Raw genomic sequence first — 13,706 nt, forward strand, 5'->3', positions numbered from 1 at the left:
ACAATGACCAAATCCATCCTTGTTTATTCGGTAGCCCTTGTGCTGGTAGCAACAAGCGCCTGTAAAACCAAACAGTCGCAGAGCGATTCGACACAGACGACTGAACAAAAAACTGTATCGGCTCCCGCTTTCAACGCCGACTCGGCTTATACGTATATTGAGAAACAAGTGGCCTTTGGCCCCCGTGTTCCCAACACACCCGCTCATACCCAAACCGGTAATTATCTAGTTACGAAGTTGAAGCAGTTTGGTTGTGAGGTTACCCAGCAATCGTTCGTTGCTACTACCTGGGATGGTAAAAAACTGAATGCGCTCAATATCATTGGTAGTATTAACCCCAAAGCAACCAAGCGGATTGTTCTGGCTTCGCACTGGGATTCGCGCCCACATGCCGACAATGACCCCGATAAAGCCGATCAGAACAAGCCTGTTACAGCTGCAAATGACGGAGCTAGTGGTGTTGGGGTTTTGCTCGAATTGGCACGTACCATTCAGCAAAGTAATCAGAAACCAACCGTGGGTATCGACATTATTTTCTTTGATGCCGAAGACTGGGGCAATGGCGAAAAAGCCACCAATGATTTTGAACAGGCGAGTGGTAACCAATTCGACTATATCGGTTTCTGCCTAGGCTCCCGCTATTGGGCGAAAAACCTGCACAAACCTGGTTATTCAGCTTATTACGGTATTCTGCTGGACATGGTCGGTGCTAAAGGTGCTACATTCGCTAAAGAAGGCCTATCGATGCAGTTTGCGCCAACCGTTGTGAACAATGTGTGGCAAACGGCTAGTAACGCCGGATATAGTCAGTATTTTGTCGATACACCCGGTGGGCAAATTACCGACGATCATGTAGCGCCGAATACAATCGCCAAAATTCCTATGATCGACATTATTCACACGAACATCGGTACGGGTGGTTTCTTTCCAAGCTGGCATACCGCCGAAGACGACATGAGTAACATTGACAAAGGCACGCTAAAAGCTGTTGGGCAAACCCTCCTGCAAGTACTTTACAACGAAGAATAAGAAATGAGCGGAAGAGTGAAGACCGGGCTAACGTACCAGCGAAAGAGTGGCTATTGGAGTCTAAATCTAAGCCTATGCTGTGTGTTTACCTTAGTAGGAATGCTAGGCTGTAATTCAGCACCCGATCAATTTGGCAAGCTGGATATAAAAAAATGGCGGGGAGATCGAGGGGGATGTAATGGCGTTCGGGATAAGCTGCTTCCCGATTTTAAAGCCGAAATTCAGCACTTAAAGGGCAAGTCGGCCAACGAGATTGGTGACCTGCTTGGTCGGCCAGATATAAACCAGATTGCCGACCGTAACCAAAAATTCTATATTTATTTCCTGGAAAAAGGCCCCCAATGTGACCAAGCCGGAGCTAAATCCAACAGCCGCTCAGTAGCGATACGTATGAGTGCCATCGGCCTGGCAACGGAAGTTACCTTTCAGAATGGAATACCGTAAGGCGGCTGGAAAGCCGCGATTTTTTCAGTAAGTGACCAAGTCTCGGCTTTCCAGCCACCTTACAGATAAAACTTCTTTCGCTCAATCATCTCTTCCACAACATCCGGCACCATATACCGGATAGAGCGGTTGTCCCGTACACAGTCCCGAATAAATGTGGCCGAAATGTCCAGCAAGGGCGCGTCAATCACTCGCACATTTGTATGGGTCTTGAACGGGCTTTCCACAGCACGCGGGCGCCGATACACGTACAACCCATAATATTCCAGAATCTTGTCGTAATTCTTCCAGTTGGCGAATTGTTCAAGATTATCTTCACCCATAATGAGCCGGAAGGTATGTTGCGGATACTTTTCGCTTAACCGAACCAATGTATCAATGGTATAGCTGGGCCGGGGCATCGAAAATTCAATATCTGTTGCTTTCAGGCGACTATTGTCGGCAATGGCTCGTTCTACCATATCGAGCCGATCAAATTCATGCAATAGGCTCTTCGTCTTCTTAAACGGATTCTGGGGCGATACCACAAACCAGACCTGATCCAGATCAGTAGTCGTAGCCATTGTATTGGCAATAATCAGGTGGCCAATATGAATTGGGTTGAATGAGCCAAAGAACAAGCCAATTTTCATTACTTCTCAGGAGCGAGGAGCGAGGAGTTGGGAGCGAGAATGGCTGACGCGACAACAACAAAAATCCTGCGTCAGCTATTCTCGCTCCCAACTCCTCGCTCCTAAACTAATTAAATCACTGTTCCTTTAGCAGGTACTTGGTTTCTCTGCACAAAATCATCGACGAGTTTCTGAGCTTTCTGAAGGGATGTTTCCAACTCATCGTTCATCAGAACCACATCGAAACGATTCTGAAAACTCATTTCAAAATGCACTTTAAAAAGACGGCGGGATAAACTTTCTTCGGTTTCAGAACCTCGGCCAATCAACCGCTGGCGTAGCGTGGCTTCATCGGGAACTTTTACGAACACAGCCAACGCTTTATCGCCATAGTAGTTTTTTAGCTTTAATCCTCCCTGAACGTCAACATCGAACAGTACATGTTTGCCGCTAGCCCAAACGCGTTCAATTTCGGATTTTAGCGTACCGTAAAAAGCCCCAGTGTACACTTCTTCCCATTCAACGAATTCATCGTTATCGATTCGCTGCTTAAATTCTTCTGGCGTCAGAAAATAATAGTCTTTGCCATTTTCCTCACTCCGCCCCCGTCGGTCGCGTGTGCATGCCGAAATGGAAAAGCCGAGATTGGTATTCTCGGCCAGTAAATGCTTAACGATGGTTGTTTTTCCGGAGCCCGATGGCGCCGAAAAAATAATCAGTTTACCTTCCAAGTGCTGATAGGTTTACGGTATAAAATTAATTAGGGTAATTAAGGCTGCCTGTAAGTTTGCCCTAATTACCCTAATCGGTACAGTCACTACTAACTAAAACTTAGAATCCGGGATTTGATCGTTGCAACCAATTGCTCGGGGCAACATCTTTTTTCTATGCGCTTAGTCAACAGCTCTTTCACTTCTTTTTCGAGTTGATACATCTGAATACAGGGCTTGCACGACTCGAGATTCGCTTTTGCTCTGGCAAGCTGTTGTTCGGTGGCTTCTCCATCCAAAATCAACTGAATTAACTTCAGGCAGTCAGCCCGGTGACTGCAATGTTCTTTCATCTCTGGCTTGGTGCCTGACGAGGATGGTAACGGCGTTTGCATTGGAAAAATTTTATTAATTCCAAGAATAATAATAACTAAGAGTTATCAGCAGAACCAAAATTGGCTTAGAAAAAGTTCGGTTTATTCGTCATTTTCTTCTTTATATCCCATTGAAGAAGCATAATCACGCAATTTTTCCTTCAACAGATTACGAGCGCGGTGCAACCGAGACCGGACGGTGCCAATTGGAATATCCAGAATCTTTGCCATTTCTTCATATGTGAATCCTTCAATATCACAAAGAATGATGACTGTCCGGAAGTCAACCGGCAACGAGTTCAGAGCTGTTGCAACTTCATCGCCAATTAAATCGGAAACCGACTCGGCCCGCAGGTCGACCGTATGTTCAGATTCGGCATCTTCAGAGTTATAAGTCGTCTCAACGTCCTGATAATCTACTTTAGCCGGTTCCTTGCTTTTTTTCCGATAATCGTTGATGAAACTGTTCTTCAAAATCCGAAACAGCCATGCTTTAGCGTTAGTTCCTTGCTCAAACGAGGAAATGAACCGAAACGCTTTCAGATAAGTATCTTGCACCAGATCATTCGCATCGTCCTCATCCATTGTCAGACGAAACGCGAAGTTGTACATGGAGTCGATGTGTGGCATAAACTCCTTGTTAAAAATCTGGTACTTCTGCTCCTCAGAATAGCCACGAGAAGGCGCGTTAGCCAGTGGCTGTTCGGCAGAATCGCTGTCGGGTAAAAATTGATCCGGTCCGGCGTTCCGGTCGCTGGTTGGCGTATCTGACATAACTTCGGGAATAGTCGCCATAAAAGTAAGAGTTAATTGCCGTTTCCAATCGGCAACACCCAACGAATTCGATAATTACCCGATCCAAATCGCTGAGTTTTCTAAAAATGACTGCAAAAATTAATCCTTTGTTCAAAAACAGGGACTAAAAATGAGTATTTATGACGATTTGGCAGGAACGATTCAGAATCTGACAACGTTAAAGCCGGTCCATCGATACAGAATACATATCGATAGACCGGCTTTGATACAATTTATCTTACAATTTAAACAGTCGTTGGCTTAAAATAACGTTTAAGCCAAGAGTTAATGGCTGTAATCTGCCAATCTGCCAAAAATTCTGCCTTTGTTTTCACCAATGTGTTAAATACAATGGTGTCAGGTGTCAGCAAACCATCGGCAATGGCTAGTTTAATCGTTGGCAAAGCAACTGTCTGCACCGAGCCATCGGTCGACAGAACGGCGGCTGATCGGTCGAAAAAATCAACGCCAACCTGACGTCCAATTTCCTGTATGGTTCTTACTGAGGAGTCTATAGAACAGCCACTAGGCAACGTATACCCTTCATCTACAGCCACAACAATAAACCGGTTTTCGATCACCTTTGCTGATGACAACAATGGTTCGCCGTGGGCCGCCCACTGGTTTAAGGCCGTTTGCAACATTGCGTCAATCGTTTTCACTTCTTCGCTCGCCAGCGAACGATTGGCCTGGTATACCCATACACGGGCATGATCGGGCAGCTTGTCGAAATCGATACACATAACAAAAATGATAATGAATAATGAACAATGTAAAATGAATAACGCAGCAGCAGATGTATCGCTAATCATTATTCTTTTTACATTGTTCATTGATTTTACAACCCTTCTTTCTGGGCGATGAGTTCCGCAATGTCATAGACACGAACGGAATCTTCACGGTTCTTATTTTTCACGCCGTCCGACATCATCGTCATGCAAAATGGACAAGCTACAGCAATCGTATCAGCACCCGTACTGAGTGCTTCTTCTGTTCGCTCTACGTTTACATCTTTCTTACCAGGTTCAGGTTCTTTGAAGTACTGTCCTCCACCAGCGCCACAGCACAACCCGTTCGCTTTCACACGTTTCATTTCAACCAGATCAGCATCCAGCGCTTCTAAGACGTCACGTGGCGCTTCATAGACTTTATTGGCCCGGCCCAGATAGCAGGAATCATGAAAAGTTATTTTGCGCCCCTTAAACGACTGTCCATCTTTTACTTTAATCCGCCCTTCATTGATGAGGTTTTGCAGGAACTGAGAATGGTGAATGACTTCATAGGTACCGCCTAGTTCAGGATACTCGTTTTTAAGCGTATTGAAGCAATGGGGGCAGGCTGTCACAATTTTCTTGACATTATAGCCATTCAGGATTTGGATATTGGACACAGCCTGCATTTGAAATAAAAACTCATTTCCGGCCCGGCGCGCTGGGTCTCCCGTGCAGGATTCTTCGGTACCCAGTACAGCGAACTTGATGCCTACATGATTCAGAATACGCACAAACGCGATAGTAACCCGTTTGTAACGGTCATCGAATGAACCCGCACAACCCACCCAGAATAAAATCTCCGGCTCTTCGCCAGCTGCGGCCATATCCGCCATTGTGGGCACTTTATAGTTTGTTTCAGTTGGCATTTTTTCTATAATAACTGTTTACAGTATTCGGTTTACTGTTTAGGGTAGCTTATACATAAGGCATCCATAAACCAAATACCGAAACCCTATTTAACTTCATTAACCTGATTGGCCCAGTTGAAGCGGTCAGTGGGTGAAAACTTCCAGGGGGCCATATTATTTTCGATGTTACTGAACATGGCATTCCAGGAGGCAGGTGCCTGCGACTCCTCCATAACCCGATACCGACGCAACTGAAGAATGATATCCAGCGGATTAATATTTATCGGACAAGCGTTTACACAGGCCTGGCAGGTTGTACAGGCATTCAGCTCTTCGGCCGTTATATAATCATTCAGTAGTGACTTATCATCTTTGTAATCGTACCCGTTGGCTTTCCAACCTTGCTGAATTTCTTCGAGCCGGTCGCGGGTATCCATCATAATTTTACGGGGAGATAACTTTTTACCTGTAATATTGGCTGGACACGCTGCCGTACAACGCCCACACTCAGTACAGCTATAGGCATTCATGAGGTTAATCCATTTCAGGTCCTGTACATCTTTAGCGCCGAATCGGCCTATTTCTGCTGGTTGCTGGCCATTGTCATCAGTCTGTGAATCGTCGGTTCCGGTGGTTACCGGCAAGCCAAGCGACAATTGCACCTCTTTTGTGATTTCAGGCATATTCTGAATCTCCCCTTTGGGCTTCAGATCGGAGAAATACACGTTCGGGAATCCCAACGCAATGTGCAGATGCTTGGAATACGTAACATAAACCGCGAAGGCCATAATCCCAAGAATATGGAACCACCAAGCTATGCGCTCATAAGCGATCAAAGCTGTATCGCTGAAATTGATAAAAAGCGGTTTTAAATATTGACTAATCAGAAAATCAGGAATAACCCCCTGTAAGGCCGCATAATGGCCAACACCCCGATCCCGTAAAACACTATCGGAGGTATTCCAGGTCAGAAACGCAATCATCAGCAGAATTTCAGCTATCAAAATAATAGCGGCATCGGTACGAGGCCAACGGGTCATTTCGCGGTGCCGTTCCGGCTGGAAACGATTTACCTTAACGATAAACCGACGGCAGAGAAATACAACGCAGACCGTCAGAACGCCAACCGCCAAGATTTCAAAAACATCGATCAGAAAGGGATAAACGGGTGCAATAACTGGCGCAAACAGGCGGTGAGTGCCCAGTATACCATCCAGCATAATCTCCAGCACTTCGATGTTCACAATCAGAAAACCAGCATAAATCACGAAGTGCATCACCCCCACCAGCGGATTGGTAAACATCTTTTTTTGCCCAAAGGCTACCAGCAGCATGGTCCTAAGCCGTTCATCAGCATGGTCAGTACGATTTTCGGAACGACCCAGCCGGATAGCTCGGCTGATAAGCTGAATTCGTTTGGTTATATACCAACCAGTAGCCGCTAATGCTACTACAAATACTATTTGCTGAACAATTTCCATGTATTTATGCAACTTATTCTCTCTGATTATCAGAAGGGTACCAATACGATAGCTTCTTTAATCAAAAAAATTATAGATAAGGTATTGCAAAACGAATAACAAGGCGTACTTTTGCACCCACATTTAAACGGTCCACCGTTGCGGTGATGTAGCTCAGTTGGTAGAGCAAAGGACTGAAAATCCTTGTGTCGGCGGTTCGATTCCGTCCATCACCACCTCAACCCAAGCCTTCTCAATTGAGAAGGCTTTTTTATTGGTTCCGATTACGATTAACTGATCCATTATCAACTTTCTATCTTTGCGTGTATGAAATAGTATGCAAGCATACTATTTCATACACGCAAAGATAGTGCTTTCACCATAGCAGGCAAGCCTATTTGTGGTATTAGCAAAAGCCTGCTTGTTTAGTGAACTACTAACAGAGAAGATAGTCCCGTCGATCTAATTATTTCTTCTGTAGCGAATCCATTTCAATCCCAATAGCCTGCATAAGTTGACTAGCGTTGAAACTTTGACAGATACCCTCGCGTAGCTTATAATCGAATACAAGCTCGCCATTTTCGAGATCTGACTGGAAATGGTAATTGCGGACGAAATCGTCGGTATTGGTAAGCTGGCCTAATTCCAGATCATGGGTCGATACAAAGCCTGAAGCGGTGGTGCGATGTAATTGGCGAATCAGAGCCTCAGCACCCCGATGTCGATCAGCCGAATTGGTGCCTTTCAGAATCTCGTCCAGGAAATAAAGCACCGGGATTTTAGATGGTTGCTTTGTTAGTTGAATAAGCGTTTGTAATCGCTTCAGTTCGGCATAAAAGGAGGATGTACTTTCTTCCAGGGAATCCTGTGTCCGCATGCTGGTAAACACACGCACAGGCGAACACCAGAAGCGTTCGGCACTAACAACAGCCCCAGCCAGAGACAGTACCACATTGGCCCCAATCGTTCGCAAAAATGTACTCTTTCCCGACATGTTGGAACCCGTAATCAATATTGTTTGTCCCGAACCAGTCATTTTTAACGAATTGGCAATACTTCGATCAGGAGGAAGTAACGGGTGAGCGGCTAATGTAAAATCCAGCATAAATTCGTCGTCAACAATATCTGGCGTCGTATAACCAGGATGAGCATAGGCAAAACCAGCCAGACTATTCAGCGCTTCCAGCTCACCAAGCGCTTCAAACCAGCGGCTCAGCTCTGGACCATGTGTTTGCCGCCAACGTTCGAGCCGATATAGGTACTGAATGTCCCAGAGTGTTGCAATGCCAAATAGCAGAAAAAAGTAGGGGTTACGACGGTAGTTTAGTCCTTCGGTTAGCTTCGCCAGAGACCCAATAGCCTCCGATGCCGATTGTTTGTCGGAAGTCAGCGCCTGCCGGATGGCCCGGAGCCGAATGGCTTCACCTTTTAGTTGCTCGGCTTGCTGAAATAAGCTCCGGAAAGCCCGTAATGCAGCCGATATTTCGAACGTTTGCTCACTAACTTCCTTTGCTCGTGCTGCCGTCTGACTAAGAATAAAGCCGTGTATGGCTAAAGCCAGTAAAACAGTCATTCCAGGTAAATAACCTGCTAACCAGGCAATAGCCAAGCTCAAGGTCATAGCAGGAAATAGGAAACGAACGACCGTCAAATAGCCTGGTAGAGGGGTAGTTTCTGCTGTAGCCCATTTGATTAAGTCAGCTGGTGATTGACCTACGTTTTCTTCGATGTAAGCTACTCCTTCAAATTGCTGCCGCCAGTCAATTTGTGGTTTCAGTTCATCCACGACCTGATGTCGTAGTCGAATCGAATCGGGCGACGAAGGGGCTTTGAGCCAGGAGCCTAATCGATTCTGGCCTTCGTAGGTATGGGTCCGGTTAAGCAGGCGAAACAGCGAATGTTTGCCAAACACATCTAAATCACCAGTATAGTAATGCGTCGGGCTGCCAAACTGTTCTCCCGTTTCAGGCCGGAGATATTGGCGTTTAAGCCGCGTTGACTCGTCTTGATTGATAAACGCTAGTTTCTGGTTCAGATCGCGTTTAAGTCGAACTTCCTGGTGTTTTTTTAAGAGAATCAGGAAGCCAATAACGCCAGCTACCAGCGTTACGAAGGCAGCCAGTTGCTGATTTGTCTGTATAAATGCCCAAGTAGCAACGAGGCTACCTATAAACCACACAAGCCGCCAAAAGGCCAATTGGTTGAACTGGCGTTGGGCGGCTTGTGCGGCACTCGTAAATTGTTGCTGGCGTTCTGTAAATAACGTTTCGGGGTTCATTAGGTAACGCAGGCCATAACCCGCGATTTTGTTAGAGGCACGGGTTACTAGTGACAGGAAATCCCGCTTGAGGGCAATTTCGCTACATTACTTATTACAATCCTGACATACGCCCTGAATCAGAAGATTCATTTCTTTACGATTGTACCCTTCGGGTAATGCGATTGTGGGAATTCTGACCTTATCCAAACAGGTCGTTTGTCCGCAGGCTTCACATTTAAAATGAACGTGGTCGTGGTGATGGTGACCGTCGGAGCAGGTTTCCCGGCAGAGAGCATATTTCGTTCCTCCTTCGTCGTCAAGGACTTTATGAAGTAGTCCTTTGTCCAGAAAGGTACGAAGCGTTCGGTAGATCGTCACTCGGTCATGATCGGGGCCAAGGCCATTCTCAACATCGTTATGCGCCAGTGCATGACCAGCGTTCAGGAACAAGTCAAGCACTTCCTCCCGGCCATTGGTATGCCGAAGATTAAAGTCTTTCAGGGTTTTAGAAGCCAGTGTCATTTTTATGAATGAATAATGTACAATGGATAATAGATAATGTTTTTTCAAGTGACACATTACCTATTATCCATTACTCGATTGGTTCGAACTGCAATTTAACCAGATTTGCGTAGATGCCGTTTTCCTGTAGCGCCAGTTCATCATGGGTACCCGCTTCAGCAATCTGCCCTTCGCGTAAAACATAAATTCGATCCACTTTGCGGATGGTTGCCAATCGGTGGGCGATAATAATCGTGGTCCGATTCTGCATCAGTTCGTCCAGGGCTTCCTGCACCAGTTTTTCCGATTCGGCATCCAACGAACTGGTTGCTTCGTCCAGAATCAGAATAGCCGGATCTTTCAGAATAGCTCGTGCAATGGCGATTCGCTGACGTTGCCCTCCTGATAGCTTAATACCCCGCTCACCCACAACGGTCTGAAGGCCCTCTGGGAAGGAATCTATAAACTGCAATGCATTGGCTTTTCGGGCAGCTTCGCGTACTTCGGCTTCAGTAGCGCCAGGCTTACCATACTGAATATTTTCGAGAATAGTACCCCCAAACAAAATCACCTCCTGCGGAACTACGGCAATATTTTTCCGTAGTTCAGTCACATTGAAAGTCATCAAATCACGACCGTCGACGGTGATTTGCCCACCACTGATTGGGTAGTATCGCATCAGCAACTGGACAATCGTTGACTTTCCGGCTCCGCTTTGCCCAACCAGCGCAATTTTCCGTCCGGCTTCTACCGTCAGCGAAATACCTTTTAAAACAGGCACTTCGGGTCGGGAAGGGTACGAAAAACGAACATCACTGAACTGCACTTTTCCTTGCAGGGGTACAAACAAAGGCAGCTCGTCGGCCGCGTTAACTTCCGAAGGTTCTTCCAGAATCTCCAGAATCCGTTCCGAAGCGCCAACTGTTTTCTGAACCTGCGCGTATAAATCGCCCATACCCGCTACCGATCCTCCGATAAAAGCCGTGTAGAAGATAAAGGTGAGTAAATCAGCAAATGGAATTTCGCCCGACTGAACCAGGCTACCGCCGTACCAAACGATGCCCATAATACCGCCAAACATCGCAAAGATGATGAACGAGACAAATACCCCCCGGAAACGAGCCGCTTTGAGGGCAATGTTAACCATCTTTTGGAGTGCATTACTGTACCGACCAATTTCCAGCCGTTCATTGGTGAACGCTTTTACCACATTAACGGATTGGAGGGTTTCTTCCACAATCACACTGGCGGCTGCTAGCTGATCCTGTGCCTGCTTCGACAGTCGTCGGATGAACCGCCCGAAGAACATAGCCGCTACAATAATCACTGGAAACGTCGCCAGCATAAATAGGGTCAACTTCCAGGAAACGTAGAGGATAAAAAGTGTACCCCCAACCAGCGTAGCCACCTGCCTGAACAGTTCGGCCAGGGTGATGGATAAAATATCCTGCAACTGCGACACATCGGCCGATAGGCGGCTCGTTAATTCACCGACCCGTCGTTTTTCGAAAAATGGAATCGATAAGGTAATGATTTTACTGTATACTTCGCGCCGGACATCGGCCATTGACCGCTCACTGACCTGCGCGAAGAAATAGATTCGGAAGAAGGAGAAGATAGCCTGCAATACCAGGATACCGCCAAACATCAGAATAACCTGATTTAGGGTAAAGGGTGATTTGCCCTGAATAACGCTGGTTACCTGCCCAATCAACGCCGGAAAACTCAGTGTAGTGGTAGTCGACAGGATTAGGAAAATAAAGCCAACCACAAACTGCATCCGATACGGTCGTACATATCTAAACACCCGCAGGGCTTTTTTGTAGTCGTCCCGACTATATTTCTTTTTATCAATTTCGCTGGCTTCCTCGCCAAAATTCCGTCCCCGTTTTGCCATTTTATTTTTTCTTACAGCAATTCATTACCTATTTTGTTCAGCTATTCGCTGACTACTATGTAGTAGACGCAATGCACTGCTTTTTTACTCTTTTTGTCCTTTATATCCTGACTGTTCAAAAATTTGTCGGGCGTCGGCATTGTGCATCAGGTCTGCAATGCTAACACTGCTGTGCTCATCATAAAACAGACTTACAATGCGCCAGCCCACCCAACGACCGATAGCGCCAGGACAATCTTTACCTATTTCGGCCGTAAATGGCCGTTCGTTCAAATACCGCTGCTTTATTGCCGGATTTGTTTGGTATAACAACTGATTATCAATAAAATGTGCCCAAACGATATCCTGCGCATTAAACGTTTGTGTCAATTGTTTGTCTGTATAGCCGATAACCAGGCTGTCGGCTGTATTGGGTAACATGGTTTTAGTAAACACATACCCTTTACCATAGTATACCATGTCGGCCAGCATCGTTTGGTCAGTGCGGTTCGTGGCATTGTATTTGTCTGAGATTGCAAAAACAATAGCAGGTACCAGATGGTCCTTATCGTATCGACGTAGGATGTACTGTGGAAACTCGTTTGCTGGCGGTAGAAATTTAGCGTTGGGGCCAACGAAGTAATCAAGACCGATGACAATTAAACTGTCGGTGACGACCAGATCGGGGCCCATAAATCCTGTAACAACCGTTGCAATTTTGGGGGATTGGAAGTCGGGAAAGTCTTTTTTTATGTTAGCGAAGGCTTCGCCTAATTGCTTCCGCAAATCGGTCAAGTCGCCAAATTCGGCCTGAATCTGCCGATTGAATTCATTAAGGGCTGGGTTTGTAATCCGATTGGTCAATTCATGAACAACCGATGTATCATTTCCGGCTCCGTTCGCGTTAAAGTACAATTGAGCTATAGCCGGATTCCGATTCAATACAGCTTGGATACTATCGGGAGATTGGCCGGAAAAGAGCTGCTGATCGAGCCGAATAATCGTAACGTCTTCGTTTTTTGTACACGAAGCCAAAAGAAATACACAAAAAAGGCCGACAATGGCCGTTTGTATTCGCATGAAAATCATAGGTTTTCAATATAGAAAACGTGCAAAATTATGAAAAAAGTTGCAGGGTTTGGGCTGATTTTGGGATTGCTGGTAGTTGGTAGTAGTTGGGCTCAATCTTCCTCACCAGCCCTTTACCGTATACGCACTAAAGAATCAAACGTAACTGAAAAGCGATTTCGTAAAATTCTGGGCGATAATTATGACGGTCAGGACCAGAATCGACGCGACTATGATGATGATCGAAAACGCCGTCGTCGGCAGCAACGTCAGTCTTCCGAAAATAATGGTTATGGTGCCGGACCCGATTATCAATGGACAACGCATCTTATTGAAATGAGTATCCGTTTTGCTCCATCACTCGATCTGAATACGGCGGAGGGTACGGGGAACTATGCTGGTTTTCGTGCCAATGGAGCCGGGGTTCGGATGAGTGTCGGACCATCGCTCGATTACTTTTTCTTTAAAGATCGTTATGCATTTAGTTCCGGGCTTTGGTATACCATCAAACGGTCGGGCTTTCAAATGCCGGGTTCGTTTGGTGAACTCCGCTGGAACCCAAGTGCACCGGAGAAAGAGTCGGTTTACAACCTCCAGTATCTGCAAATACCGATGACGGTAAAAATGTTTGCCAATAACATTGCGCCCGATCTGCGCTTGTATGTACAAACGGGAGGTTTGTTGAGTATAAAATTAGCAGAACGAGCACTGGAACAGGCTCGAAACGGACTCTATATGGCCGAGACTGGTGGCGACCGCCGTCAATACGGCTTTGGTGATGTTGAACTCCTGCTCGGTGCGGGTGTCCAGTATAAAATTAATCAGAACAACGCGTTTAATCTGGGCATGAGTTATCAACGTGGGCTTATCGATATTGCCCGAGGGAGTGACTTGCTATCTAAAAGCCGGGTTGTGAGTCTGGAGTTGGGCTTTAAATTTTAATAGGTATTGTGGACG

The 13,706-nt window shown here is 46.1% G+C and carries 14 protein-coding genes and 1 tRNA gene; 4 read left to right on the top strand and 11 right to left on the bottom strand.

Annotation, left to right across the window (positions count from 1 at the left end; translation table 11 throughout):
- Positions 1-3 precede the first annotated feature (3 nt).
- Positions 4-1,029 (top strand): M28 family peptidase, encoded by a 1,026-nt coding sequence (locus B5M13_RS32840; protein WP_080059668.1) that lies wholly within the window; start codon positions 4-6, stop codon positions 1,027-1,029.
- A 99-nt stretch (positions 1,030-1,128) separates the two neighbouring features.
- Positions 1,129-1,473 carry a hypothetical protein gene (locus tag B5M13_RS32845; protein ID WP_080059669.1) on the top strand — a complete coding sequence of 115 codons (345 nt, stop codon included), beginning with the start codon at positions 1,129-1,131 and terminating at the stop codon, positions 1,471-1,473.
- Between the two features lie 59 nt (positions 1,474-1,532).
- Here the strand turns inward: B5M13_RS32845 and nadD are convergent, their stop codons facing one another.
- The 7 genes from nadD to B5M13_RS32880 all read right to left on the bottom strand — a co-directional run bounded on the left by nadD (position 1,533) and on the right by B5M13_RS32880 (position 7,065).
- Complete coding sequence (gene nadD, locus B5M13_RS32850) at positions 1,533-2,105, bottom strand: nicotinate (nicotinamide) nucleotide adenylyltransferase (protein ID WP_080059670.1); 573 nt, start codon at positions 2,103-2,105, stop codon at positions 1,533-1,535.
- A 110-nt stretch (positions 2,106-2,215) separates the two neighbouring features.
- Positions 2,216-2,815, bottom strand: a complete 600-nt coding sequence (gene gmk / locus B5M13_RS32855) for a guanylate kinase (protein ID WP_080059671.1) — start codon at positions 2,813-2,815, stop codon at positions 2,216-2,218.
- An 89-nt stretch (positions 2,816-2,904) separates the two neighbouring features.
- Positions 2,905-3,147 carry a hypothetical protein gene (locus B5M13_RS32860; protein WP_080059672.1) on the bottom strand — a complete coding sequence of 81 codons (243 nt, stop codon included), beginning with the start codon at positions 3,145-3,147 and terminating at the stop codon, positions 2,905-2,907.
- Positions 3,148-3,270: 123 nt separating this feature from the next.
- Positions 3,271-3,963: a sigma-70 family RNA polymerase sigma factor gene (locus B5M13_RS32865; RefSeq protein WP_179950473.1), complete on the bottom strand. Its 693-nt coding sequence runs from the start codon at positions 3,961-3,963 to the stop codon at positions 3,271-3,273.
- 245 nt (positions 3,964-4,208) lie between these two features.
- Entirely contained in the window at positions 4,209-4,706 is a 498-nt protein-coding gene (locus B5M13_RS32870; protein ID WP_080060184.1) for a hypothetical protein, read from the bottom strand.
- 95 nt (positions 4,707-4,801) lie between these two features.
- The gene (locus B5M13_RS32875) at positions 4,802-5,602 is read right to left on the bottom strand and encodes a (Fe-S)-binding protein (protein WP_080059673.1); all 801 of its coding nucleotides are present in this window, start codon (positions 5,600-5,602) and stop codon (positions 4,802-4,804) included.
- An 86-nt stretch (positions 5,603-5,688) separates the two neighbouring features.
- Complete coding sequence (locus B5M13_RS32880; RefSeq protein WP_080059674.1) at positions 5,689-7,065, bottom strand: 4Fe-4S dicluster domain-containing protein; 1,377 nt, start codon at positions 7,063-7,065, stop codon at positions 5,689-5,691.
- Between the two features lie 142 nt (positions 7,066-7,207).
- Here B5M13_RS32880 and B5M13_RS32885 point away from each other — a divergent pair.
- Positions 7,208-7,280 (top strand) — tRNA-Phe (locus B5M13_RS32885).
- Between the two features lie 230 nt (positions 7,281-7,510).
- Here B5M13_RS32885 and B5M13_RS32890 read toward each other — a convergent pair.
- The 4 genes from B5M13_RS32890 to gldB form a co-directional block, all read right to left on the bottom strand.
- Positions 7,511-9,322, bottom strand: coding sequence for a MutS-related protein (locus B5M13_RS32890; protein WP_080059675.1), 1,812 nt, complete (start codon positions 9,320-9,322; stop codon positions 7,511-7,513).
- Between the two features lie 87 nt (positions 9,323-9,409).
- Complete coding sequence (locus tag B5M13_RS32895; RefSeq protein WP_080059676.1) at positions 9,410-9,826, bottom strand: Fur family transcriptional regulator; 417 nt, start codon at positions 9,824-9,826, stop codon at positions 9,410-9,412.
- Positions 9,827-9,896: 70 nt separating this feature from the next.
- Positions 9,897-11,702 (bottom strand): ABC transporter ATP-binding protein, encoded by a 1,806-nt coding sequence (locus B5M13_RS32900; RefSeq protein ID WP_080059677.1) that lies wholly within the window; start codon positions 11,700-11,702, stop codon positions 9,897-9,899.
- Positions 11,703-11,786: 84 nt separating this feature from the next.
- On the bottom strand, positions 11,787-12,761 hold the full coding sequence (gene gldB, locus B5M13_RS32905) for a gliding motility lipoprotein GldB (protein WP_080060185.1): 975 nt from the start codon (positions 12,759-12,761) through the stop codon (positions 11,787-11,789).
- A 39-nt stretch (positions 12,762-12,800) separates the two neighbouring features.
- Here gldB and B5M13_RS32910 point away from each other — a divergent pair, with 39 nt between their 5' ends.
- Positions 12,801-13,691: a porin family protein gene (locus tag B5M13_RS32910; RefSeq protein WP_080059678.1), complete on the top strand. Its 891-nt coding sequence runs from the start codon at positions 12,801-12,803 to the stop codon at positions 13,689-13,691.
- Positions 13,692-13,706: the final 15 nt, after the last annotated feature.

The organism is Spirosoma aerolatum, from assembly GCF_002056795.1.
Lineage (GTDB): Bacteria > Bacteroidota > Bacteroidia > Cytophagales > Spirosomataceae > Spirosoma > Spirosoma aerolatum.

Excerpts from the sequence above, each read along its gene's own strand:
- gldB (WP_080060185.1), bottom strand. The coding sequence starts at position 12,761 with ATGCGAATACAAACGGCCATTGTCGGCCTTTTTTGTGTATTTCTTTTG.
- B5M13_RS32870 (WP_080060184.1), bottom strand. The coding sequence starts at position 4,706 with ATGTGTATCGATTTCGACAAGCTGCCCGATCATGCCCGTGTATGGGTA.
- B5M13_RS32840 (WP_080059668.1), top strand. The coding sequence starts at position 4 with ATGACCAAATCCATCCTTGTTTATTCGGTAGCCCTTGTGCTGGTAGCA.
- B5M13_RS32860 (WP_080059672.1), bottom strand. The coding sequence starts at position 3,147 with ATGAAAGAACATTGCAGTCACCGGGCTGACTGCCTGAAGTTAATTCAG.
- B5M13_RS32890 (WP_080059675.1), bottom strand. The coding sequence starts at position 9,322 with ATGAACCCCGAAACGTTATTTACAGAACGCCAGCAACAATTTACGAGT.
- B5M13_RS32845 (WP_080059669.1), top strand. The coding sequence starts at position 1,129 with ATGCTAGGCTGTAATTCAGCACCCGATCAATTTGGCAAGCTGGATATA.
- B5M13_RS32900 (WP_080059677.1), bottom strand. The coding sequence starts at position 11,702 with ATGGCAAAACGGGGACGGAATTTTGGCGAGGAAGCCAGCGAAATTGAT.
- B5M13_RS32880 (WP_080059674.1), bottom strand. The coding sequence starts at position 7,065 with ATGGAAATTGTTCAGCAAATAGTATTTGTAGTAGCATTAGCGGCTACT.
- nadD (WP_080059670.1), bottom strand. The coding sequence starts at position 2,105 with ATGAAAATTGGCTTGTTCTTTGGCTCATTCAACCCAATTCATATTGGC.
- B5M13_RS32895 (WP_080059676.1), bottom strand. The coding sequence starts at position 9,826 with ATGACACTGGCTTCTAAAACCCTGAAAGACTTTAATCTTCGGCATACC.
- B5M13_RS32910 (WP_080059678.1), top strand. The coding sequence starts at position 12,801 with ATGAAAAAAGTTGCAGGGTTTGGGCTGATTTTGGGATTGCTGGTAGTT.
- B5M13_RS32875 (WP_080059673.1), bottom strand. The coding sequence starts at position 5,602 with ATGCCAACTGAAACAAACTATAAAGTGCCCACAATGGCGGATATGGCC.
- B5M13_RS32865 (WP_179950473.1), bottom strand. The coding sequence starts at position 3,963 with ATGGCGACTATTCCCGAAGTTATGTCAGATACGCCAACCAGCGACCGG.